The 18,810-nt window shown below is 70.5% G+C and carries 26 protein-coding genes; 11 read left to right on the top strand and 15 right to left on the bottom strand.

Going from position 1 to position 18,810, the window contains the following annotated elements:
• Nucleotides 1-63: 63 nt before the first annotated feature.
• Genes ACT3T5_RS07435 through ACT3T5_RS07420 form a run of 4 tightly spaced genes read right to left on the bottom strand, consistent with a single transcriptional unit; the run spans nt 64 to nt 2,098 of the window.
• Nucleotides 64-840 carry a sulfurtransferase gene (locus ACT3T5_RS07435; protein WP_444578152.1) on the bottom strand — a complete coding sequence of 259 codons (777 nt, stop codon included), beginning with the start codon at nt 838-840 and terminating at the stop codon, nt 64-66.
• 51 nt (nt 841-891) lie between these two features.
• A complete protein-coding gene (locus ACT3T5_RS07430; RefSeq protein ID WP_444578153.1) occupies nt 892-1,302 on the bottom strand; it encodes a VOC family protein in 411 nt (136 codons plus the stop codon).
• A gap of 46 nt (nt 1,303-1,348) precedes the next feature.
• The gene (locus ACT3T5_RS07425) at nt 1,349-1,504 is read right to left on the bottom strand and encodes a VOC family protein (protein WP_444578154.1); all 156 of its coding nucleotides are present in this window, start codon (nt 1,502-1,504) and stop codon (nt 1,349-1,351) included.
• A 27-nt stretch (nt 1,505-1,531) separates the two neighbouring features.
• Complete coding sequence (locus ACT3T5_RS07420; protein ID WP_444594055.1) at nt 1,532-2,098, bottom strand: VOC family protein; 567 nt, start codon at nt 2,096-2,098, stop codon at nt 1,532-1,534.
• 160 nt (nt 2,099-2,258) lie between these two features.
• On the opposite strand from ACT3T5_RS07420, the gene ACT3T5_RS07415 reads away from it, so the two are divergent.
• Together ACT3T5_RS07415 and ACT3T5_RS07410 are read left to right on the top strand one after the other, a co-directional pair.
• Nucleotides 2,259-2,657: a hypothetical protein gene (locus ACT3T5_RS07415; protein ID WP_444578156.1), complete on the top strand. Its 399-nt coding sequence runs from the start codon at nt 2,259-2,261 to the stop codon at nt 2,655-2,657.
• Nucleotides 2,654-3,061: a hypothetical protein gene (locus ACT3T5_RS07410; protein WP_444578157.1), complete on the top strand. Its 408-nt coding sequence runs from the start codon at nt 2,654-2,656 to the stop codon at nt 3,059-3,061. Before ACT3T5_RS07415 ends, ACT3T5_RS07410 begins: the two co-directional genes overlap by 4 nt.
• Before the next feature lie 81 nt (nt 3,062-3,142).
• Here the strand turns inward: ACT3T5_RS07410 and ACT3T5_RS07405 are convergent, their stop codons facing one another.
• Entirely contained in the window at nt 3,143-3,397 is a 255-nt protein-coding gene (locus tag ACT3T5_RS07405) for a PspC domain-containing protein (RefSeq protein ID WP_444594054.1), read from the bottom strand.
• A 285-nt stretch (nt 3,398-3,682) separates the two neighbouring features.
• Between ACT3T5_RS07405 and ACT3T5_RS07400 the strand changes: the two genes are divergently transcribed.
• Complete coding sequence (locus tag ACT3T5_RS07400; protein ID WP_444594053.1) at nt 3,683-4,249, top strand: hypothetical protein; 567 nt, start codon at nt 3,683-3,685, stop codon at nt 4,247-4,249.
• A gap of 36 nt (nt 4,250-4,285) precedes the next feature.
• Here the strand turns inward: ACT3T5_RS07400 and ACT3T5_RS07395 are convergent, their stop codons facing one another.
• The 3 genes from ACT3T5_RS07395 to ACT3T5_RS07385 form a co-directional block, all read right to left on the bottom strand.
• Nucleotides 4,286-4,753, bottom strand: coding sequence for an RCC1 domain-containing protein (locus ACT3T5_RS07395; RefSeq protein WP_444594226.1), 468 nt, complete (start codon nt 4,751-4,753; stop codon nt 4,286-4,288).
• 30 nt (nt 4,754-4,783) lie between these two features.
• Nucleotides 4,784-5,122: a hypothetical protein gene (locus tag ACT3T5_RS07390; RefSeq protein ID WP_444594052.1), complete on the bottom strand. Its 339-nt coding sequence runs from the start codon at nt 5,120-5,122 to the stop codon at nt 4,784-4,786.
• Between the two features lie 444 nt (nt 5,123-5,566).
• Complete coding sequence (locus ACT3T5_RS07385; RefSeq protein WP_444594051.1) at nt 5,567-7,195, bottom strand: alkaline phosphatase D family protein; 1,629 nt, start codon at nt 7,193-7,195, stop codon at nt 5,567-5,569.
• Nucleotides 7,196-7,414: 219 nt separating this feature from the next.
• On the opposite strand from ACT3T5_RS07385, the gene ACT3T5_RS07380 reads away from it, so the two are divergent.
• The gene (locus ACT3T5_RS07380) at nt 7,415-8,230 is read left to right on the top strand and encodes a suppressor of fused domain protein (RefSeq protein ID WP_444594050.1); all 816 of its coding nucleotides are present in this window, start codon (nt 7,415-7,417) and stop codon (nt 8,228-8,230) included.
• Between the two features lie 212 nt (nt 8,231-8,442).
• Entirely contained in the window at nt 8,443-8,613 is a 171-nt protein-coding gene (locus tag ACT3T5_RS07375; RefSeq protein ID WP_444594049.1) for a GNAT family N-acetyltransferase, read from the top strand.
• 81 nt (nt 8,614-8,694) lie between these two features.
• Here ACT3T5_RS07375 and ACT3T5_RS07370 read toward each other — a convergent pair whose 3' ends face one another.
• The gene (locus ACT3T5_RS07370) at nt 8,695-9,552 is read right to left on the bottom strand and encodes an SDR family NAD(P)-dependent oxidoreductase (protein WP_444594048.1); all 858 of its coding nucleotides are present in this window, start codon (nt 9,550-9,552) and stop codon (nt 8,695-8,697) included.
• Between the two features lie 98 nt (nt 9,553-9,650).
• On the opposite strand from ACT3T5_RS07370, the gene ACT3T5_RS07365 reads away from it, so the two are divergent.
• The 6 genes from ACT3T5_RS07365 (at nt 9,651) to ACT3T5_RS07340 (ending at nt 14,299) form a co-directional block, all read left to right on the top strand.
• Nucleotides 9,651-10,328: a TetR/AcrR family transcriptional regulator gene (locus ACT3T5_RS07365; RefSeq protein WP_444594047.1), complete on the top strand. Its 678-nt coding sequence runs from the start codon at nt 9,651-9,653 to the stop codon at nt 10,326-10,328.
• 272 nt (nt 10,329-10,600) lie between these two features.
• On the top strand, nt 10,601-11,137 hold the full coding sequence (locus tag ACT3T5_RS07360) for a DUF6069 family protein (protein ID WP_444594046.1): 537 nt from the start codon (nt 10,601-10,603) through the stop codon (nt 11,135-11,137).
• Nucleotides 11,134-12,309 carry a sensor histidine kinase gene (locus tag ACT3T5_RS07355; RefSeq protein WP_444594045.1) on the top strand — a complete coding sequence of 392 codons (1,176 nt, stop codon included), beginning with the start codon at nt 11,134-11,136 and terminating at the stop codon, nt 12,307-12,309. The genes ACT3T5_RS07360 and ACT3T5_RS07355 overlap by 4 nt, the downstream gene beginning before the upstream one ends.
• Before the next feature lie 92 nt (nt 12,310-12,401).
• On the top strand, nt 12,402-12,974 hold the full coding sequence (locus ACT3T5_RS07350; protein ID WP_444594225.1) for a response regulator transcription factor: 573 nt from the start codon (nt 12,402-12,404) through the stop codon (nt 12,972-12,974).
• A gap of 491 nt (nt 12,975-13,465) precedes the next feature.
• Nucleotides 13,466-14,158, top strand: a complete 693-nt coding sequence (locus ACT3T5_RS07345; protein ID WP_444578165.1) for a phosphatase PAP2 family protein — start codon at nt 13,466-13,468, stop codon at nt 14,156-14,158.
• A gap of 12 nt (nt 14,159-14,170) precedes the next feature.
• Nucleotides 14,171-14,299, top strand: a complete 129-nt coding sequence (locus ACT3T5_RS07340; protein WP_444578166.1) for a hypothetical protein — start codon at nt 14,171-14,173, stop codon at nt 14,297-14,299.
• 18 nt (nt 14,300-14,317) lie between these two features.
• On the opposite strand, the gene ACT3T5_RS07335 is transcribed toward ACT3T5_RS07340, so the two are convergent.
• From ACT3T5_RS07335 to ACT3T5_RS07310, 6 genes are all read right to left on the bottom strand, one after another.
• Nucleotides 14,318-15,022, bottom strand: coding sequence for a hypothetical protein (locus ACT3T5_RS07335; RefSeq protein ID WP_444578167.1), 705 nt, complete (start codon nt 15,020-15,022; stop codon nt 14,318-14,320).
• Between the two features lie 53 nt (nt 15,023-15,075).
• Nucleotides 15,076-15,873 carry a VOC family protein gene (locus tag ACT3T5_RS07330; protein WP_444594044.1) on the bottom strand — a complete coding sequence of 266 codons (798 nt, stop codon included), beginning with the start codon at nt 15,871-15,873 and terminating at the stop codon, nt 15,076-15,078.
• A gap of 182 nt (nt 15,874-16,055) precedes the next feature.
• Entirely contained in the window at nt 16,056-16,799 is a 744-nt protein-coding gene (locus tag ACT3T5_RS07325) for a helix-turn-helix transcriptional regulator (RefSeq protein ID WP_444594043.1), read from the bottom strand.
• Between the two features lie 22 nt (nt 16,800-16,821).
• Complete coding sequence (gene arfB / locus ACT3T5_RS07320; protein WP_444594042.1) at nt 16,822-17,262, bottom strand: alternative ribosome rescue aminoacyl-tRNA hydrolase ArfB; 441 nt, start codon at nt 17,260-17,262, stop codon at nt 16,822-16,824.
• A 41-nt stretch (nt 17,263-17,303) separates the two neighbouring features.
• Nucleotides 17,304-17,879, bottom strand: coding sequence for a 1-acyl-sn-glycerol-3-phosphate acyltransferase (locus ACT3T5_RS07315; protein ID WP_444594041.1), 576 nt, complete (start codon nt 17,877-17,879; stop codon nt 17,304-17,306).
• Nucleotides 17,880-17,920: 41 nt separating this feature from the next.
• Nucleotides 17,921-18,799, bottom strand: a complete 879-nt coding sequence (locus ACT3T5_RS07310) for a DUF3152 domain-containing protein (protein WP_444594040.1) — start codon at nt 18,797-18,799, stop codon at nt 17,921-17,923.
• Between the last annotated feature and the right edge of the window lie 11 nt (nt 18,800-18,810).

Genomic DNA, 18,810 nt, shown 5'->3' with positions numbered 1-18,810 from the left:
CATCATCCTTCCCATGAGGGCCGATGGCGCCACTCGACCCTCGCGTGGACCCTGCGGCTCACCTCATCGAGAGATCGCGGGCGTCCGGTGATCCGCTGACGAGGCGACGCCACCCCGTGGCGTGAGGTCGGGCGCGAGCGCCTCGCGCTCGTCGAAGACGAAGCACTCCCCGTCGTAGTGGTCGTGACCCACGTGCTGGAAGTAGCCGAGGATGCCACCGTCGAGCTGCAGCGCGTCGATGCCCTCCTCGCGCAGGTAGATCGCGGCCTTCTCGCAGCGGATCCCCCCGGTGCAGAAGCTCACGACGGTCTTGCCCCCGAGCGCCTCGCGATGCGTGGAGGCCGCCTCCGGGAAGTGCGTGAACCGTGCGATGCGCCAGTCGATCGCGCCCTCGAAGGTGCCGTAGTCGACCTCGAACGCATTGCGCGTGTCGAGCAGGACGACCTCCCGGCCGTCGTCGTCGTGGCCCTGGTCGAGCCAGCGCTTGAGCGTGACGGGCGCGACCGCCGGCGCCCGCTCCTCGGCAGGGCGGATCGTCGGGTGATCCATCCGGATGATCTCCCGCTTGAGCTTGACGAGCATCTTGCGGAACGGCTGCTCGGGCGACCAGGTCTCCGTCGTGGTCAGCGCGGCGAAACGGGGGTCGGCGCGCAGCTCCTCGACGTACCCGCGCACGGCGCCGGCCTCGCCCGCGAGGAAGACGTTGATGCCCTCCTCCGCGAGGAGGATGGTGCCCTTCAGCCCCGCCGCTTTTGCTCGTTCGCGCAGCACGGGACGCAGCTGCTCACGATCCGTGATCCGGGTGAACAGGTAGGCGGAGATGTTGAGGACGTTTTCCACAGGGTGAGCCTACAGATCCGCCGAGCGGTCCCTCGGCCCCGGACGATCCGCTCAGGACGGCGAGGTCGACGGCGATCCGAAGAGGAGCAGATTGCCGTCCGGGTCACGGACCACGAACTCCGTGGCTCCCCAGGGCTTCACCTGCAGCGCCTCCTGGAAGTCCGCGCCTGCAGCCCGGAACTCGCGGAAGAGGGCCTCGGCATCGGCGGTCGTGATGTAGGCCGTCAGCAGCTGTTCCTGCTCTCGGACCTCTGCCACGAACGGTGACTCGTCGACATGGCGCAGGTTCAACCGGGCATCGTCGCGGCGCACCTCGCCGTAGAACGCGGGGTCGCCATGGGTGAAGACGATCTCGAACCGGAGAAGGTCGCGGTAGAAGGCCAGCGCGCGCGGGAAGTCGGTGACGAACACCTGCGCGGTCGCCCGTCGGAGCTGGAACGGGGACGTATCGGGGACGGGCATCCGGAGAGCCTCCTGGAGGTCGGGTCGGATCAGCGGGGCTCGAGCCTCACGCCGTGCGCAGGCCGAACTCATGGCCGTCGGGATCGGCCAGCTCGAGATGGCCCGACTGGTCGGCGAGACGGGTCGCACCCAGCGCGACCAACCGCTCCGCCTCGCGAGCGGGATCATCGGCGACCAGGTCGACACGCTGTCGATTCCTCACGTGCTCGGGAGGCGCCGACGGATCCTTCTAGGAGTCCCAGGAGTCCCAGGAGTCCCAGGAGTCCCAGGAGTCCCAGGAGTCCCAGGAGATCTTGGTGCCGCTGTGCGGTGACTGGATCGCGGTCTGCCCGTCCTCGTCCAGCACCAGCGGCCAGCCCAGGGCCTCGTGCCAGAACACTCCGACATCCCGTGTCCCGTCGCAGGTGACCTCGCCGAGATATCCCGTGCCCGCGAGGTAGGTGTTGCCCGGCTCGATCACGCACAGCTCGTCGTCGCCGGGGTCTGCCAGCACGATGAATCGGTCGTCGGGGGACTGGCCCACGTCCAGATGCCTCCCGCCGAGATCCAGCGCTCGCTGCACGGTCTGCTGCTGGTGCTCGAGGGTGCTGCTGGTCAGGTGCAGATGAAGCTGTCGCGGGCCGACCTGCGCGGTGTCCGAGGTGACGAAGCGGAGCCCCACCTGCGTCGCGATCCCCGGCACCAGTGCCCCGTCGGGCTCGGCGAGGACCGTGCGGTCGAGAAGCCCGGCCCAGAAGGCCGCCGCTGCGTTCGCGTCGGCCACGTCGAAGACCACTGCGTCAAGGTGGAGGGTCACTCCTGCACTCTAGGACGGAATCCTGCCCACGGCGAGGGCTCGGACCAGATGCGCCGGGAGCGTGCGGAGCGGGGCATAGTCTCGATGACCACACCCGCACACCCGCACACCCGCACACCCGCACACCCGCACATCCCCACGGACCCCGAGGAGGCCCACCATGCACGAGCGATCCGAGATCTCCTCGTTCCGGCCGACGGACGCCTGGCATATGGACTGGCCGTACCACGTGTGGACGAAGGCCGGGGTGAGGGCGTCCATCAGCGGGCCCGGCGCGGCGACCGCGGTGCAGGACTTCGTGGAGTCCCTGGAGCACGAACCGGACTCCGACGTCCCGGGCGGCACGCGTCTCTACTACCGCGGCGGGTACACGGCCGAGGTCACGGCTCCGGACGACGGCGAGGCGTGGCAGATCGTTCTGGCGTCGGCGGGCGAGGACGGGCTCGGCTCCGTGCAGTATGCGGCGGACGATCTCGTCGCCGCACTGCGGCGGGCCTCCGGCGAGGTCCGGCTCGCCTGGAGCGAGCTGCCCGCCACCCGGGCGGGGACGGCGCCATGACGGATCACGCACGCACGACGGATCAGGTGGCCGCGACCGTGGTGGTGGACGCCGCCAACTGCGTCGGCAGCGTGCCTGACGGCTGGTGGCGCGATCGCGCCGGGGCGACGCGGCGCGTGCGCGACTCGCTCGAGCCCGAAGCACTCCGTGGCTGTCTGGAGCTCGACGTGTCCCCGGACCTGGTGCTGGTGGTCGAGGGGAAGGCCCGCGGTGTCGAGTCCACCGAGACTGTGCAGGTCGTGGACGCTCCCGGGATCGGCGACGACACGATCGTCGACGTCGTCGAACGGCTCGCCGCACAGGGCGGGAGCATCGTCGTCGTCACCGCGGACAGGGAGCTGCGATCCCGGGTGGCCGCGCTGGGCGCTCGCACCGTCGGCCCGCGGATCGTGCGCCCGAGCTGATCGGTCGCCGAGCTGATCGGGCGCCGAGCTGAGCACCCGAGCTGAGACGCCCAGGGCCGTGAGCCGCCCGCCGACCGCAGCTCAGTAGCGCCGAGTACGACTGCCGACCACGCGCTCCAGCGGGATGCTGTCGTCCTGCCAGGGCGTGAGCAGCCACACCACGACGTACGCACCCACGCCGAGGACCGGGAGCAGGAACGAGGCGAGGACCAGCACGCGGACCAGCCACACGTCGAGGCCGAAACGGTCGGCGAGGCCACCGGCGATCCCGCCGACGAGACGTCGGGGACCACGGCGGAAGCGGATGCGGCGGAGGGAATCGAAGAACGTGTTCATGCCCCGACGCTACGTGTCGTGCGCGATGACCGCAGTGGGGCTGACCCCCGCAGGCGATGACGGCAAACCGGAAAGAGGTCGCCGGAGCGAAGCGGAGAGGTCAGCGATGGGGTCAACGCCGACTGGAACACGGGCCGGGGAATGCCGTCGCGTCTGGTCCAGCCGTGCAGGATCATGGAGGACGGACAGACCGGTGGAGCGCTGAGCGGTCCTGCTCCCACGGGGCCCGCATCGGTGTTCGGCCCGCGCCCGCATCCACCGTGCACCGACAATCGAGGAGGAGCTATGACCGAGTACGCGGACTGGCAGACACCGGCCCCACCACGCGGCCTGGTGAACCTGCTCCCGGGTGCGGCATACACGTGCCAGATGCCCCTGCTCCACTTCGCGGCTCTGGTCGCGATCAGTCATGGGTGGGATGTCCGCGCGGTCGCCTGGATCCCGGCGGAGCACTGGGGGCCGGAGCAGATCGGGCTCGAGCTGGCTGCGGCTATCGGCGACCACGAGGGGCCGATCCGGGTGATCGGGAAGTCGCTGGGAACCCTCGCTGCGCCCTACGCGGCCGAGCATCGGATCGATGCCGTCTGGCTGACCCCGCTCGTGACGATGCCGTCCGTGGCCCGGGCGATCGATGCTCATCCGGGACGGCAGCTGCTCATCGCCGGCACCGACGATGCCGGGGCGTGGGACAGCGAGATCGCCGCTTCGCTCTCCGCCGAGGTGGTCGAGCTCCCTGATGCAGACCATGGCCTGCGGGTCGAGGACCCGGTGCGCACGGCCGAGATCCACGTCGAGGTGGTGCGAGCGATCGACAGCTGGTTCGCCGCCGGCGCCGCGGGATCTTCGCACTGACGGTCAGCCGGCGTTCTGGCGGCGGGGTCGCAGGGCTTATCGCTCGCCGAGCTGCCAGGCACCCACAGCGCACTGCCCCTCGGCGTCGTCTCCCGTCGCCACGACCGAACCGTCGGCGAGCAGGCCGAGAGAGTGCGCGGAGCCGGCTGCGATGGCCCTGACATGACTCCACGACTCGACGTCGCACTGCCCGAAGCTGTTGTCCCCGACGGCGCGCACCGTCCCGTCGTCGCGAAGCGCCAGGGTGTGGTGGCTGCCGGCTGCGATGGCGGAGACTCCCCTCAGGCGTTCGATGGCGCACGCACCGTGTGCGGTCTCTCCGGTGGCGATCACCGTGCCGTCGCCCCGGAGGCCGACGGTGTGCAGGTACCCGGCGGAGATGCCGACCAGGCGCTGCCACGAGCCGACGAGGCATTGGCCGCGCTGGTTGCTGCCGGTGGCGACCGCGGTCCCATCGCTGCGCACGGCGACCGCGTGCCAGTCCCCGCAGGCGACCGAGACGATGTCGCGCCAGGTGCTGACGTTCCCTTGGCCCTACGAGGTTCGTCCGGCAGCCACCACGGTGCCGTCCTCCAGGCGCCCGAGCGTCGCTCTCCACCCCGCCGCGAGAGCGGTGATGTCTCGCCAGTCGGCGACGTCTGTCTGACCGGAGCCGTTCCAGCCCGTCGCGACGACGGTTCCGTCAGCTCGGAGTCCGACGGTGTGCGAGCGGCCCGTGTTGCGCGCTGTGTGCACGTTCCCTGCGGCGACGGCGACTACCTCTGTCCAGTCCGCCACATCGCACTCGCCCGCGAGGTTGCTGCCCGTGGCCAGGACCGTGCCGTCGGTGCGGCACGCGAGGGAGTGCCGCCGGCCGGCTGCGATGGTGGGCATGGCTGCTTCCGCTCTCTGCTCGGGAGTCCGATCGTACGACGGCAGGGCGCAGCGCCCGTCTGCTGTGGCACGAGGCCGTGGCAGAAGCGTTCGATCACTGCTGCGCTGCTTGCCGGCGTTCGACGGCTGCCGGAAGGGCGGCGGAGGGGCGACCTGGAAGCCGCCCTTCGGGCGACGGTCGCACCGTACCGGAGCACTCGGTCGCTTCTCACGTTCGACGACGATGCCGCCGACGAATATGCCGAGGTCCTGGTCGCACGCGAGCGCTCGGGGCTGCCGATCAGTACAGCTGATGCGCAGATCGCCGCGATCTGCCGTGCGAGCGGCGCGATCTGTGCGACACGGCACGAGAAGGACTTCGTGGAGACCGATATGGAGATCGTGAACCCGTGGTCAGCGTGATGTCTTGATCTGAGGTACGGCGAGTCCGGGCTGCAGCTGGTGTCAGCTCTCCGGCGTGAGGGTGCGGGTGTACTGCAGGTCGCCGTTGGCGTCGATCAGCTCGACGGTGAACGACTCGCCCTGTGGGGCGATCTCGACCCGGCCGAAGAACTGACCGGTGCCGTCGCGCGGGGAGCCCATCGCGGGCCCCGCCTTCTGGAAGTCGACCTCGGGTCCGAAGGTCCCGTCCATCTCGTTGGGGCCGAAGGACCCGGAGTTGATCGGTCCGGCCACGAACTCCCAGAACGGCTTGAAGTCCGTGAAGGCGGCGCGCTCGGGGGAGTAGTGGTGGGCGGCGCAGTAGTGGACGTCCCCGGTGAGGAACACGATGTTCTTCGTCTTCTGCGTCTTGATCCCCGAGAGCAGGCGGGCCAGCTCGAGCTCGCGGCCCAGGGGCGCGCCGTTCTCCGCGTTGGAGATCGACTCCTGCCCCTCTCCGTCGGGGACCACGATGCCCAGCGGCAGATCAGCGAGGATCACCTTCCAGGTCGCCTGGGACCTGCGCAGACCCTTCAGCAGCCACTGCAGCTGCTCCTCGCCGAGCATCGAGGTCTCGTGCTGCTCCAGGCCGTCGGTGTTCTCGCTCTTGTCCGTGCGCATGTCGAGGACGAACACGTCCAGGTCGGGGCCGCGCTCGATGAGTCGGTAGATGCGCTCCGGCTCGAAGCCGGATCCCGGGGACAGGGCACGCACGTCGGCGATGGGCTGGTACTCCTGCCAGGCGCGTCGACCCCGGGCGGCGAGGGTGTTCACGTCGCGCACCGTGTACTTCTCGTCCTCGAGGACCTCGCCGGCCCACCAGTTGTTGGTGGTCTCGTGGTCGTCCCAGGTGGCGATGACCGGGACCTCGGCGTACATCGCGCGGATGTTGTCGTCCAGGAGGTTGTAGCTGTGGCGGCCCCGGAACTCCGTGAGGGTCTCCGCGACCTTCGAGACCTCCTCGGTGACGAGGTTGCGCCAGATCGCGCCGTCGGGCTCCTCGAGCGTCTCCGCGATCGGACCGTCGGCATAGATGGTGTCGCCGGCGTGGAGGAAGAAGTCCGGGGCGACGGCGCGCATCGCCTCGTAGCCGAACATGCCTCCGACGTCAGGGTTGATGCCGTAGCCCTGGCCCGCGGTGTCGGCCGTCCACACGAAGGTCTGTGCGCCGTCGGAGCGGTGACCCGGCGCGGTGCTGAAGCGGCCGGAGCCGACCTCGCCGCGGTGCCCGTTCTCGTCCTCGAAGAACAGCTCGGTCTCGAAGGTCGTGCCGGCCGGAAGCTGCTTCGCGCTGATCCGCGCGGTGAAGTCGGTCTCCGCGGTGGCCCACGGGCCGCGCAGCGAGATCGGTCGGCCGTCCGCGCCGGTGCCCTTCCCGCGTCGGCTGCGGTCGGCGGTGAGGCGCTTGCCGTCGGCGTCCAGGGCGTGGAGCACGGCATGGAGCCGCCCCTCGCCCGAGGCCCGGGACCACAGCACCGCGGAGCTCGAGGTGACGTCCCCGGTCTGGAGGCCGGAGGGGAGCGTCAGCCGCGACGACCCGGGACGGGCGGGCGCGGCGGTGGCGGCACCGGCCACGGGGAGGGCCGTGGAGAGCGCCGCCGCGGCGGCGCCTCGGAGCAGTGTCCGACGGTTCGGTGAGCTGAAGCTGTCCATCGGCCCAGTGAACTCCGCCGCCGTGACGGCCCCGTGGCGAGGAGATGAACGATGGCCCTCCGGCATGGACGGCACCTCCGGGACCGATGGCTCCGCCCACGCTGAACGAGCAGGGGAGTGAGCCGATCGGCAGCGGCCTGGTGGGCGGATCTCGGTTCGGCGAGTCGGTCCGAGGGGAAGACGCTCGGTGGAGTGATCGACGAGTGCGATGCTGTGTGCATGACGGAGAGCCCCTCATTCCCCGAGCACGTCTTCGATGCCTTCGGTGTCGCCCCGATCATGCACCCCGATCCGATCGGCGGCACGATCCAGATGGTCGAGAAGCGGCCCGAGGGCGCACCGATCACGATGATCACCTCCGGGGCGTCGCGCCTGCCCACGGACTCGGGGGAGAGCGTGGAGCTCGCCGTCGAGGTGGTCGACGGTCAGCAGGGCGCGGCGAGGGTCGCCCTGGCGATCGTCTGCGACGACATGGCGATGAACCGTCGGGTGCCGCCGGTCGGTACGCCGTGGCGCAACAGCGAACCCATCCTCCGCGGCACCGAGATCTCGGCGATCCTGGTGACCCCGTCGCGATGGGGTCCGGCCTTCGACGAGGTGCGGTCCGAGGAGGGCGACCTGGTCGGACACGTGCGGACGCTGCGACTGCTCACCGATGCCGAGGCGGCGTTCGTCGCGGAGAGCGGCTGGGAGGCGCTGTGCACGGAGGCCGGATCGGCCGACGTGCTGCTGGACGTCATGAGGAGCAGTGCAGTCACCGGCGGGGGAGTGCCCGGCAGCACGCCTGTCTTCCTCTCGAGGCTGCATGCGGAGCATCCGCCGCGCTGGGTGACCTTCACCGGCGGGGACCTGCGCTCGGTCACCGGGCTCGAGTCCGATGCCTACATGAACGAACCGGCCAACCACGAGATCTGGTCCACGGACTCGTTCGTCGGTCGCTACCCCTGGATCGAGCGCTTCGTGCGGAACGCCGTCCCCGGGCAGACGGCGCTGTTCACCGATACTTCCGGGGAGTACGTGCTGGAGGTCGATTGACGACTCCGCCTTCATCTCACCCCTCACGGAGGTCCCTGTGAACGACCCGACCTGGATCGCGCACCTCATGATCAGGTTCCCGAGGACGTGGCTCGCCTGCTCGCCACCGTGCCGGAATGGTTCGGACGGCCGGAATCGAATGCGGAGTACGTCGACGCCCGCGCACCAAGGAGACCTGGACCGTCCGCGACGACGACGGCTCCGTGATGGGCGTGACGCTGATCGATCGGCATTTCCCGCGCGTCGCGGAGATGCACCTGATCGTTGCGGACAGGGCCGTGCACGGCGCCGGAGTCGGCACCGCTATGCTCCTTGCGATCGAGGCGGATGCGCTCGCCCGCGGAGTGCAGCAGCTGGAGGTGAAGACTCGTTGTTCCCGATGATCGTCGGCAGGGCCAGCTACTTCCTGGCGAGGGCGGCCGAGTCACCTCCGCGCGTCGGGTCGGCCAGTCCGCCCGGGCCGCTCAGTTGGGCCAGTCCAGGCGCCCGTCGGCCCCGTAGGACTCCTTCCGCGCCGCATAGGCGAGTGAGGCGTGGCCCGGCGCGTCGTCGCCGATGAGCACTCGGAGGGGATGGTCAGGGTCTGACAGGTGCGCGAGCAAAGCGTCGGCCGCGGCAGCCGGATCGGCATCGGTCGGGGTGGCGTCGGGGTCCGCTGCTGGCCACGGCACCTCTGCCGTGCCGAACAGTCCGGTTCGCAGGTCGTCGTACTCGGCCCGTGGAGCGGCGAACGGCATACTCGACCCTGCCCAGTCCGTCGCGAACCCGCCGAGCTGGGCGATCGTCGTACGGATCCCGAACTGGGCGACCTCACCGGAAAGCGCCTCGGTGAATCCCTCGAGCGCCCACTTCCCCGCGTTGTACAGCCCGAACAGGGGCATCGCCCCGATCGCCCCGACGGTCGAGATCTGGACGATGTCGCCCCCACCCCGGGCACGGAGGTGAGGGATCGCGGCCCGGCTCACCCACAACGCGCCGAAGAGGTTCAGATCGAGATGCTCGCGGGCCGCCTGCTCCTCGACCTCTTCGAGGGCGCCGACGAAGCCGGTCCCCGCGTTGTTGACGACGATGTCGAGCCCGCCGAAGGCCTGAGCGGCCGCCTCGACGGCCGGCGTGACCGCGGCGGCATCGCGGACGTCGAGCGTGATCTCGTGAACCGATCCGGGGAACTCGGCCAGGAGATCGGCCATCGCCCCGCCGGTGCGCACCGTGCCGACCACGCGATCACCATGGGTCAGAGCGGCGCGGGCGAAAGCGCGACCGAGTCCGCGCCCGGCGCCGGTGATGAGCCAGTTTCGGGGCGGGGGAGGGGAAGACTTCATCGTGCACTCCTCGTGACGAGACGGATCGTCTCGTCAGTATCGGAGGGGAGTGCTCTCCTGTCAAGACGGTGCGTCTCGTCTCGTTGTACGGTAGAGGAATGAATCCCGAGCCCCAAGAGCCCGCCTCGAACGGATCCGTGCAGCGTGCGGACGGTCCACGGGACGCTGCCGCCCGGCGCGCGGGAGCGTCTCCCGACGTTGCCCGGCGCAGCGACCGTGCTCGCCGGGCGATCCTCGCGGCCACGCGTGATCTCGTCGCCGAGGTCGGCTACTCCCGGCTGAGCATCGAAGGGATCGCGAGCGCCGCCGGGGTCGGGAAGCAGACCATCTACCGCTGGTGGCGTTCGAAGGCCGAGGTGCTGTTCGACGCGATCCTGGACGTCAACACGACACCCGACGGGATGGTCGCGCTCCCGGACACCGGAGATCTCGAGGCCGATCTGAGGGTCGTGCTGAGGGGCGCTGTCGCCGAGCTGGCAGACCCGGCGACCGACCGTCTCCAGCGGGCCGTCACGGCCGAGATACAAACCGACCCCGCGCTCGCCGAGGAGCTTGTGCGGCGCCTGCTGGGGCCGCAGCTGGCGGCGACCGCGGTGCGGATCCGGAGTGCGATCGACACCGGTCAGATCGACGGGACCGTGGATCCGTCGTTGGCGACGGAGCTGCTGTTCGGTCCGATCTTCCATCGCTGGCTGCTGCGCACCGCAGAGCTCGACGACGCCTTCGCCGACGGCCTCCTGGACCTGGTCCTGTCCGGGCTGCGACCGCGGCCGTGAGGGATGACCGTTCCGGCTCGGTCCTGAGCCCGTCGGTCACCCCCTGGTCCCATGGGCCACCTCCTGGTCCCGTCAGTCACCTCCAGGTCCGGTCGGATACTGCGCCGGCCCGGGCTCGGACCTGGGCCCAGGTGCGAGCCGGCGCCTCGGTGCGCAGGACGAATGTCCTGCTCAGGTCGGTACCGCTGGCTCTGCCGTGGACCGCGCGGTCTTCGTAGCGTCGAAGACAGCCATCGACGGTCGATGGATCCTTCGCACTCACGGAGCACGTCATGTCGAACATCCCTGTGAATCCTCAGACCCCGCCGACGGGCGGCTTCACCGCGCCGCCCCCGTCTTCGCCGCCTGCGCCGTCACCCTCGCCGCGGGCCACCGTACGGCGGATCCGCCCTCGCGGCGCTGTCGCCACCCTCGTCACCGCCGTCATCGGCGCGCTGCTGATCTGGGCCGTCGCGGTCCCCCTGGGCGGCCTCGACCTCGAGCTGGCCGCTACCGGGCAGAGCGTGGGCCCGGCCGCGATCATCGGTGCAGTCCTGGTCGGCGGGGCGGCGGCCTGGTTGCTGCTGGCCCTCGCGATCCACCTCCCGCATGGCCGGACGATCTGGACCGGCGGGGCGGTGGCGGTGCTGGTCCTCTCCCTGACCGGCCCCGCCGTGTCCGGCGCCGTCGGAGCAGTTCTCGTGGTCCTCGTGCTGATGCACCTCGTGGTCGGGATCGTGCTGATCCTCGGACTGCGACGAAGCACGGCGCCGCGCCTCATGGCCGGGAGCGCTGTGGCCGGGCGTACTGTGACCGGGGAGGCTTCATGAACACCGTCGTCAGCCCCGTTTCCCCATCCCTCGACTGCGAGGAGCGGTCCCTGCCCTGGATCGTGCGCCGTCCCGGCGCCTGGTACGCCCTCCTCTGGCTGCCGCTGCTGCTGCTGGCCCCGGTCGTGGCCGCCCTCCAGCTCGGTCGTGTGGGCCAGCTGCTGATGCTGCTGCTCCTTGCGGCCCTGCACCTCGCGACCGTGCTGGTGCGATACCGCTCCGCCCCGCGCGAGGTCCCCGACCTGCGCGGGATCCTCGGCTCGGAGGCGCTGGTCGTCGCCTCCACCCTGGCGGTGGTCTGCTATCAGTTCCTCTGGAACGAGCACCAGGTGTTCCTGTATCCGCTGCTGGCCCTCGGTATGGCGGTGGGGCTGCGGCACCGGCTCGTGATGGGGTTCGTCGGCGGCATCGCCGTCAGCGGCGCCATCGCCGCCGGCATCACCACCGGGGCCCTCGCCGATGCGCTCGTCTTCGCCGTCGTGACCTATATGGCCGGCCTCAGCGCTTACCTCATCGACCGCCTCCTGGAGACCACGAGGCAGCTGAGCGACACCCGCGACCAGCTCGCCCGCGCAGCGGTGCTCGAGGAGCGCGAGCGATTCTCCCGCGACCTCCACGACCTGCTCGGGCACACGCTGTCCCTGATCGTCGTGAAGGCTGAAGCAGTGCGTCGATTCGTCCCGACGGATCCCGATGCGGCCGCCGAGCATGCCCGCAGCATCGAGGAGATCGGCCGCAGCGCCCTCGGCGAGGTGCGCCAGGCGGTGGTCGGCTATCGGGAGACCACGCTCACCGATGAGCTCGAGGCCGCTCAGAAGGCTCTGGACGACGCCGGGATGCAGATCGACATCGAGGTCCCCACCGGGGCCAGCGAGCTGCCGAGGCCGGTGGACCGCCTGTTCGCCTGGGTGGTGCGTGAGGGGATCACCAACATCCTGCGCCACGCCCGAGCGCGGCACTGCCGGATACTCGTGGAATCCGGAGGGGGAGAGGCCACCCTCGAGATCACCGACGACGGCGGCGCGGTCACCGCCCCGATCCGGCCGGGCTCCGGGCTGACCGGCCTGCGGGAACGGGCCGAGACGCTGGGCGGTGTGCTCGTCGCGGATCGGGAGGTCGACGGCTTCCGGCTCGGCGTGAGCGTGCCGACGCACGGGGAGGGGAGAGCATGAGCGACCAGAACGCGGGCCGCGGGACCGAGCACGGGATCGAGCGGGCGGGCGCCGACCTGCGGACCACCGTGGTGATCGCCGAGGACCAGACCATGATGCGCTCGGCGCTCGCAGGGCTGCTCGGGCTCGAGACCGATCTTGTGGTGATCGGGGAGGTGGGCCGCGGCGACGAGGTGGTCGGCGCCGTCGCTGCGCTCCACCCGGACGTGCTGATCCTGGACATCGAGCTGCCGGGCCGCAGCGGCCTCGACGTCATCCCGGAGGTGCTGCGGGCGCATCCGAGCACCGCGGTCATCATCGTCACCACCTTCGGGCGGGCCGGATATCTGCGCCGCGCCATGGATGCGGGCGCCCGAGGGTTCCTCGTCAAGGACGACCCGGTCGAGGACCTGGCCACCGCGATCCGGCGGGTGGTGGGAGGCAGCACCGTCGTCGACCCGGGGTTGGCCGCCCAGGCGCTCGCCGCCGGTCCGAGCCCGCTGACGCGGCGGGAGCAGGAGGTGCTCGCCGCCTCCGACGGCGGTGCGCCGATCGCGGAGATGGCCGACGCTCTCCACCTCTCCGCGAGCACGGTGCGCAACTACCTCTCCAGCGCCATCGGGAAGACGGGCACGCGCAATCGGGCCGAGGCGCTGCGCACCGCCCGCGACGAGGGCTGGCTGTGACGACTGACGGGCGACCGGCGACCGACGACGCCCGCGGTGGGCCCCGAGGTGAACGGTCGGTCGGCTTCCGGGACTGCACGGAAGGCTGTTGGTACGGTCGGGAGCCCCAGCACCGCTGGGAACCGAGCATCACCCGCAGGGGTCACGATGCTCACCACATCGAGGAGGTTCTGATGTTCCGCTGGCTCTTCCGTGCTCGCAGGGTGCAGGGCGATGTGAACGCGGCCCGACAGGGTCCGGAGGCGGTGGGCAAGCGCGTCGGCCGACGTTCTGCGCACCGGCTTCTCAGCCGTCTCCTGCGCTGACCCGCTGAGAGGCGGTGCATCTGAGGGAGCGCCCGATGGGGAGCTTCCGGTGTGCGTTTCGGGTGGTGAGCTTCGGCTCTCAGTCCTGAACTGGCGCTCGGCGCAGTCTAAGCTCGTTCGTCGATGGTCCCTGATGCGCCGAACAGCCCCGATACCCCGATCGAGAATGCACCTGATCGGGGACGGATGCTCCCCCGGAATCGGGGATGGCTGGACACGATCACCTCGATCCCGGCACTGATCGTCGGCTCCGTGCTCATGATCCTCATCGCCGCAGGTCCCATGCAGCACATGGACCTGCTGCTGGCCCGGCGCTGGCTCTACCACATCGAGCCGGACCTCCTGTGGTTCGCCCAGAACGTCCTGGACCGAGTCGCCGGCCAGGCCGTCTGCCTGCCCATCCTGATCGTGGTCGCCGTGGTGCTCGCCCGTCGGCGAGGATCCTGGCGCCCGATCCAGGTCGCTGTGCTCGCCGAACTGGCCTTCCTCCTCGGCGTCGGTGTGCTGAAACTGATCTTCGCCCGACCCGTGACCTACTCGCGCGATCCGAACTTCTTCGACGGCGGCTACCTGGACATGGGGGCCAAGGGGATCAGCTTCCCGTCGGGGCATGCCTCCGAGGCCGTGCTCATCTACGGCACGGTCGTCTACCTGATCACGCACTACAGCTCGGCGAGTCCGCGACTGCTGCGGCTGCTGCGCTGGGGCGTCGTGGTGATCAGCGTGAACTCTGTGGTCGTCTCGTTCCTGCTGGGCTGGCACTGGGCCAGCGACCTCCTGGGGGGTCTCATGATCGGCGGGCTGTACCTGCGGATCATCACCCAGTGGGACGAGCGCATGCGCGCGCGGAACGGGATGGCGGCGTCCCGCGCGGACTGATCTGCCTCGTCCTTGCCGCTCCCCCGGCCCAGGCTGGCCCCGCAGTCCTGCACGGCGCTGATGCTGGTCACGCTTATCATCGCGCTGCGCTTCGTGAACCCGACGCAGCTCGTGGCGCGGGTGCGCACCGAGGACGAGTGAAGGCGGAGGCGGGGCACGTCACTCCGAGACCGGAGGGCGAGCGGCAACGGCCACCTCGTCGGCGCGGCGCAGGGCCTCCCGCAGCGCCGACCGGTCGTCGTCCTCCCAGGGGCCGGAGCAGGCGAGCGGGATGTGTGTCAGGTACCGGCGCTCCGCCTCCGGGATCCGCGCCACCAGGAGCGCCTGGTCCCGCTCCGCGGTGGCATACAGGTTCGGCCCGTCGGCGTAGTACGGATCGGTGAGCACGAGCTGCCCGGCGAGGGTGCGCATCACGTTGGACGGGTTGGTGTCCAGCGGGCCGCACCAGGGCAGCTCCCGGCGTGCGTCCGCATGGATCTCGCCGACGATCGCCGCGAGCGCCGAGAACTCCGTCGTCGGGACTGCGCATCGAGCCAGGAGCTCGTGGGCCTCGGACTCGTCCACGGGGGCAAGTCGTTCCAGCAGCTGCAGGTCGCCGCCGCCGGCGAGACGGCGGTGGGCATGCAGGGCGGGCACCTGGCCGGTGGAAGAGGCCTCGCGGTACAGCCGGGCCGTGTATGGCCCCACCGGATCGAAAGGACTGATCCGCACCACGAGATCCGCCGTCGGCGACGCAAGGGCGATGGCCCAGTCGCCGGCGCCGCAGGGGCCCCAGCCCGCCTCGCGGAAGCGGGACTCGGCGTCCTCGTGGGTGGCGTCGGCTCCGAGGGATCCGAGCAGGTCGAGGGCGGGGGAGTGGTCCATACGCGCGGCACTACGCACGCCCGCCCCCGCCCTCCAGTTGTTTTCCGGCGGGCTCAGCCCTCGGGGATCGCTTCGCTCATCGCACTGATCTGGAAGGTCGCCCCGCACGGGTCCTCGATCGTCGCGATCCGGCCGAAGGGCGAGTCGGTCGGGCCATCCAGGACCTTCCCGCCCAGCTCGACGACCTTCGCCAGCGCCGCCTCGGAGGCCTCGACCCCGAAGTAGAGGCGCCAGCCGGTCGCCTCCGCCGGCATCGCGCCGGTCGCGTCGCACAGACCCCAGCTGGCGGAGTCACCGGGACCGTTGGTCGCGTACCGGAAGGAGTCGTCGTCCATCGGCTCGCCCATCGGCACCAGGTTCGCCTCGAACACGGCGGTGTAGAACGCGACGGCCTTGTCGTACTCGTGCGTCATCAGCTCGAACCAGACCGGGGAGCCGGGCGCGCCGGTGAACTCGTAGCCCTCGATCGCCCCGGCCTGCCACAGTCCGATGGTCGCGCCGGTCCCATCGAGCACGATGGACATGGCACCGGCTTCGCTGATGGCGTCCGGGGGGACCACCACGGTGCCGCCGTTCTCGGTGACCTTCGCGGTACGGGACCTCGCGTCGTCGACGGCGAGGTAGATGCCCCATTCGGAGGGCAGGGTCCGGCCATCGGGAGTGGTCATCCCGGTGACGTCCATGATCCCGCCCACGAGGGCGCCGCCGTTGCGGATCAGGTGATAGTGGTTGAAGCTCTCGCCGAGATCCTCGAACTCCCAGCCGAACAGGCCGGAGTAGAAGGTCTTCGCGGCGGCGAGATCGGTGACGCTGAGATCTGCCCAGGTGCTGGTGCCGGTGGTGCGGGTCATGTCTCCTCCTGGAGTGGTGGGCCCGGAGCAGGTCTCTGCCGGGGCCGGGATGTGGTCCCTACGCTAGGCAGGATCGGGGCGGGATGATTGTCCGATCCTGCGCACCTGGTGCGACGGACGTTCTCGAGGTGCGATCTGCTGGTTCTTCTGGTTCTGCTGGTTCGGTGGGGACTGCACAGCGGTCACCGGGTGCACAGGCTCGGCAGGGCGCTGAGCAGAGGCGGGCGGGTCGATGTCGGGACCGAGAATTCCAGGGTGACGCGAGCGGGCTGCGTGATCTCGACGGGGTGCACGGCGACCATCGGGGCCGAGGGCACCAGCTGGTCCAGCGCGTCGGCCTGGCTCGGCACGGCGAAGCCCAGCAGGAAGGGCGCGCCGGGGCACAGGGGCAGCTGGACCGTCGGCGTTCCCGAGATCAGCAGACCCGAGCGGGGCAGTCCGATCGGGGCCGGATGCGGGTACCAGCCCACCCAGATCGACGCGTCCCCGCGCGGGCTGAACCCCGTCGGCAGAGCGATGTCCGCCTGGACCAGGCCGGAGCCCGGTTGCAGCAGGGCGAAGGGCCGCGGGGGTTGGTCGCTGATGCGGTGGGCGAGGCGGCGCAGCTGCGCGGGCGGCACCCCGACCGTTGCGCGGAACCGCCTGCTGAAGCTCGAGAGGGAGTCGAAGCCGACGGCGGCACCCACCTCGACCACGGGGTCGTCGCCGCTCAGCAGCAGGCGCTTGGCGGCGTCGATGCGCAGGGCGATGAGGTACTGGCCCGGACCGATCCCGGTGTGCTTCGCGAAGATCCGGGAGAAGTGGAAGGGGCTGTAGCCGACGTGATCGGCGAGGTCTGCGACGTGGAGCTCGGTGGGCCGTTCCTGGGCGAGGTCCAGCGCGGAGGCGAGCATCGTCGCTGCGGGGCCCATCGTGAGCGGGGTCACGATGAGGAGTCTACGGAAGGGGTCAGTCGACGCCAGGGCGTCGGCGATTTTGCTTGGTCTCCGAGCGGCGCCGTTTGCCGTCCAGCCGCCGACGCTTCGAGCCCTTGGTGGGCTTCGTGGGCCGGCGCACCACAGGCGGGGCGATGGCCTCACGGAGGATCGCGGCGAGGCGCTCGCGGGCTGCGACACGGTTGCGACGCTGGGCCCGGTGCTCCTCGGCGCTGACGGTGAGCACGCTGCCCGCGAGGCGTGGGGCCAGCACGGAGAGCAGGCGCTCGCGCTGCTCGTCGTCGACCGCGGTGGTGGTGGCGAGATCCAGGCGCAGCTGCACCCGGGAGTCCGAGGTGTTGACGCCCTGCCCGCCCGGACCGGATGCGTGGGTGAACTGCTCGGCGAGCTCGGCGTCCGGGATCCTCAGCCCCTGGGGCGCTCCGGGGCCCGCGGGCACGTGCAGATCATCCATCCCCCGAGTGTGCCGTACCGGCGGAGGTCGACGCGCGGTGCTCAGGCCTCGTCGAGCTCCTCGCTCAGACGGGGCTCGACGCGATGCGCCGGATGGTGGCCGGCCTTGTCCGCGTAGAAGGCGCGGATGCGGTCCATGTCGACGCTGACGTCCCCGGTCAGATCGAAGGTGGGGCCGAGGCCGACGGTCATCGTCGACCGGTCCACGAAGCCCAGGGTCACCGGCATGCCCGTCGCGCGGGCGATCCGGTAGAAGCCGGACTTCCAGCAGGTGTTGCCCTTGCGCGTGCCATCAGGGGTGATGACCAGGTTGAAGTCCTCTCCGGACTGGATGCGTTCCACGACCTCGTGGACGATGCGGCTCGGATCCGAGCGGTCCACGGGGATTCCTCCGAGGGTGCGCATGATCGGGCCACGCCAGCCCGTGAACACGCTGTTCTTGCCCAGCCAGCGCAGGGGGATCTGGAGCTTCCAGGCCAGGGCGAGCATGAACACGAAGTCCCAGTTGGAGGTGTGCGGAGCGCCGAGGAAGATGGCGGGCCGGTCCGAGCGAGGTTCGGCGACCAGCTTCCACCTGCTGAACGTCCAGAAGGTGCGGGCGATGGCGCGGCGGATCATGGGATCAATGTAAACCACGATCTGGCGGCCGGGTTCAGGACTCAGGCCATGCCCTCGGACGTCGGCCACGCATTGGGCCGGCATCCGCCGAGATCGATGCTCTGCTGCAGCATGACCGGCGCGGTGAGCCCGTCGCCTCCGCACGTCGAGTGACCATGACCGAGGAAATGCCCGATCTCGTGGTTGACCATGTAGGCCCGGTACTCGGTGGTGTCGGAGTAGGTCGGGGTCCGATGCAGCCAGCGGTCCGAGTTCAGGACTACGTCCTCGCCGACGCGGCAGCTCCAGAGCCCGTTCGTCCTGGCAGGCAGGCACAGCTCATCGGCCGTGGGCGGGGAGGCGATCGAGATCGTGAACTCTGCCGAGGCCGGGTCGGCCACGTGCTCGAAAGCGACCTCCTCCGTGGCTCGCCATCCGCGCTCATCGTCGAGGATTCTCGCGATCTCCTGTGCGGCGTCGTCGGCATCGATCCCGATCCCGGCCTCGACACGCACCGCATCGGTGTGCACGGGCAACGTGCCGGGGTCGGAGCCGTCGACGAGGTCCGGGGTCGTCCAGGTTCCCGCACCGACGGTGCCCGAGCGCACGATCTCCGGTGCGGCCTCGCTGGTGTTCTCGTCCGCCGTGGGCTGAGCGGTCGCCGAGGTGGCTGTCTCCGCAGTGCCGGCGTCGGACGCGCTGCCCGATCCGCCGCCCGATCCGGCGTCCGCGGCGGCGTCCGAACCGCCGCCCGATCCGGCGTCCGGGGCGGCGCTCAAGGTGCCGACCGTCTCGTCGGAACGTCCGCCTGAGAGTGCTCGTGCTCCGGCCACCAGGGCGATGACCACCATCAGGGTGATGAGGAGGGCGAGCCCTGTCCGGAGGAGGCGGCCTCGGCGCGTCAGGACCAGGGAGCTGCGGGGCGAGGGAGGCGGGGACACGAACCTCAAGG

Origin of the sequence: Brachybacterium sp. AOP3-A1-3, from assembly GCF_052378285.1 — a bacterium.
In the GTDB taxonomy this organism is placed as follows: Bacteria; Actinomycetota; Actinomycetes; order Actinomycetales; family Dermabacteraceae; genus Brachybacterium.
This window is presented reverse-complemented; position numbering and strand designations above follow the sequence as displayed.

What these genes read in the sequence shown, in the direction of transcription:
- ACT3T5_RS07385 (WP_444594051.1), bottom strand. Translation starts at nt 7,195, where the DNA reads ATGGACAGCTTCAGCTCACCGAACCGTCGGACACTGCTCCGAGGCGCC.
- ACT3T5_RS07380 (WP_444594050.1), top strand. Translation starts at nt 7,415, where the DNA reads ATGACGGAGAGCCCCTCATTCCCCGAGCACGTCTTCGATGCCTTCGGT.
- ACT3T5_RS07330 (WP_444594044.1), bottom strand. Translation starts at nt 15,873, where the DNA reads ATGACCCGCACCACCGGCACCAGCACCTGGGCAGATCTCAGCGTCACC.
- ACT3T5_RS07405 (WP_444594054.1), bottom strand. Translation starts at nt 3,397, where the DNA reads ATGAACACGTTCTTCGATTCCCTCCGCCGCATCCGCTTCCGCCGTGGT.
- ACT3T5_RS07335 (WP_444578167.1), bottom strand. Translation starts at nt 15,022, where the DNA reads ATGGACCACTCCCCCGCCCTCGACCTGCTCGGATCCCTCGGAGCCGAC.
- ACT3T5_RS07315 (WP_444594041.1), bottom strand. Translation starts at nt 17,879, where the DNA reads ATGATCCGCCGCGCCATCGCCCGCACCTTCTGGACGTTCAGCAGGTGG.
- ACT3T5_RS07390 (WP_444594052.1), bottom strand. Translation starts at nt 5,122, where the DNA reads ATGCCCACCATCGCAGCCGGCCGGCGGCACTCCCTCGCGTGCCGCACC.
- ACT3T5_RS07400 (WP_444594053.1), top strand. Translation starts at nt 3,683, where the DNA reads ATGACCGAGTACGCGGACTGGCAGACACCGGCCCCACCACGCGGCCTG.
- ACT3T5_RS07370 (WP_444594048.1), bottom strand. Translation starts at nt 9,552, where the DNA reads ATGAAGTCTTCCCCTCCCCCGCCCCGAAACTGGCTCATCACCGGCGCC.
- ACT3T5_RS07415 (WP_444578156.1), top strand. Translation starts at nt 2,259, where the DNA reads ATGCACGAGCGATCCGAGATCTCCTCGTTCCGGCCGACGGACGCCTGG.
- ACT3T5_RS07345 (WP_444578165.1), top strand. Translation starts at nt 13,466, where the DNA reads ATGCTCCCCCGGAATCGGGGATGGCTGGACACGATCACCTCGATCCCG.
- ACT3T5_RS07350 (WP_444594225.1), top strand. Translation starts at nt 12,402, where the DNA reads ATGATGCGCTCGGCGCTCGCAGGGCTGCTCGGGCTCGAGACCGATCTT.
- ACT3T5_RS07360 (WP_444594046.1), top strand. Translation starts at nt 10,601, where the DNA reads ATGTCGAACATCCCTGTGAATCCTCAGACCCCGCCGACGGGCGGCTTC.
- ACT3T5_RS07410 (WP_444578157.1), top strand. Translation starts at nt 2,654, where the DNA reads ATGACGGATCACGCACGCACGACGGATCAGGTGGCCGCGACCGTGGTG.
- ACT3T5_RS07365 (WP_444594047.1), top strand. Translation starts at nt 9,651, where the DNA reads ATGAATCCCGAGCCCCAAGAGCCCGCCTCGAACGGATCCGTGCAGCGT.
- ACT3T5_RS07430 (WP_444578153.1), bottom strand. Translation starts at nt 1,302, where the DNA reads ATGCCCGTCCCCGATACGTCCCCGTTCCAGCTCCGACGGGCGACCGCG.
- ACT3T5_RS07355 (WP_444594045.1), top strand. Translation starts at nt 11,134, where the DNA reads ATGAACACCGTCGTCAGCCCCGTTTCCCCATCCCTCGACTGCGAGGAG.
- arfB (WP_444594042.1), bottom strand. Translation starts at nt 17,262, where the DNA reads ATGGATGATCTGCACGTGCCCGCGGGCCCCGGAGCGCCCCAGGGGCTG.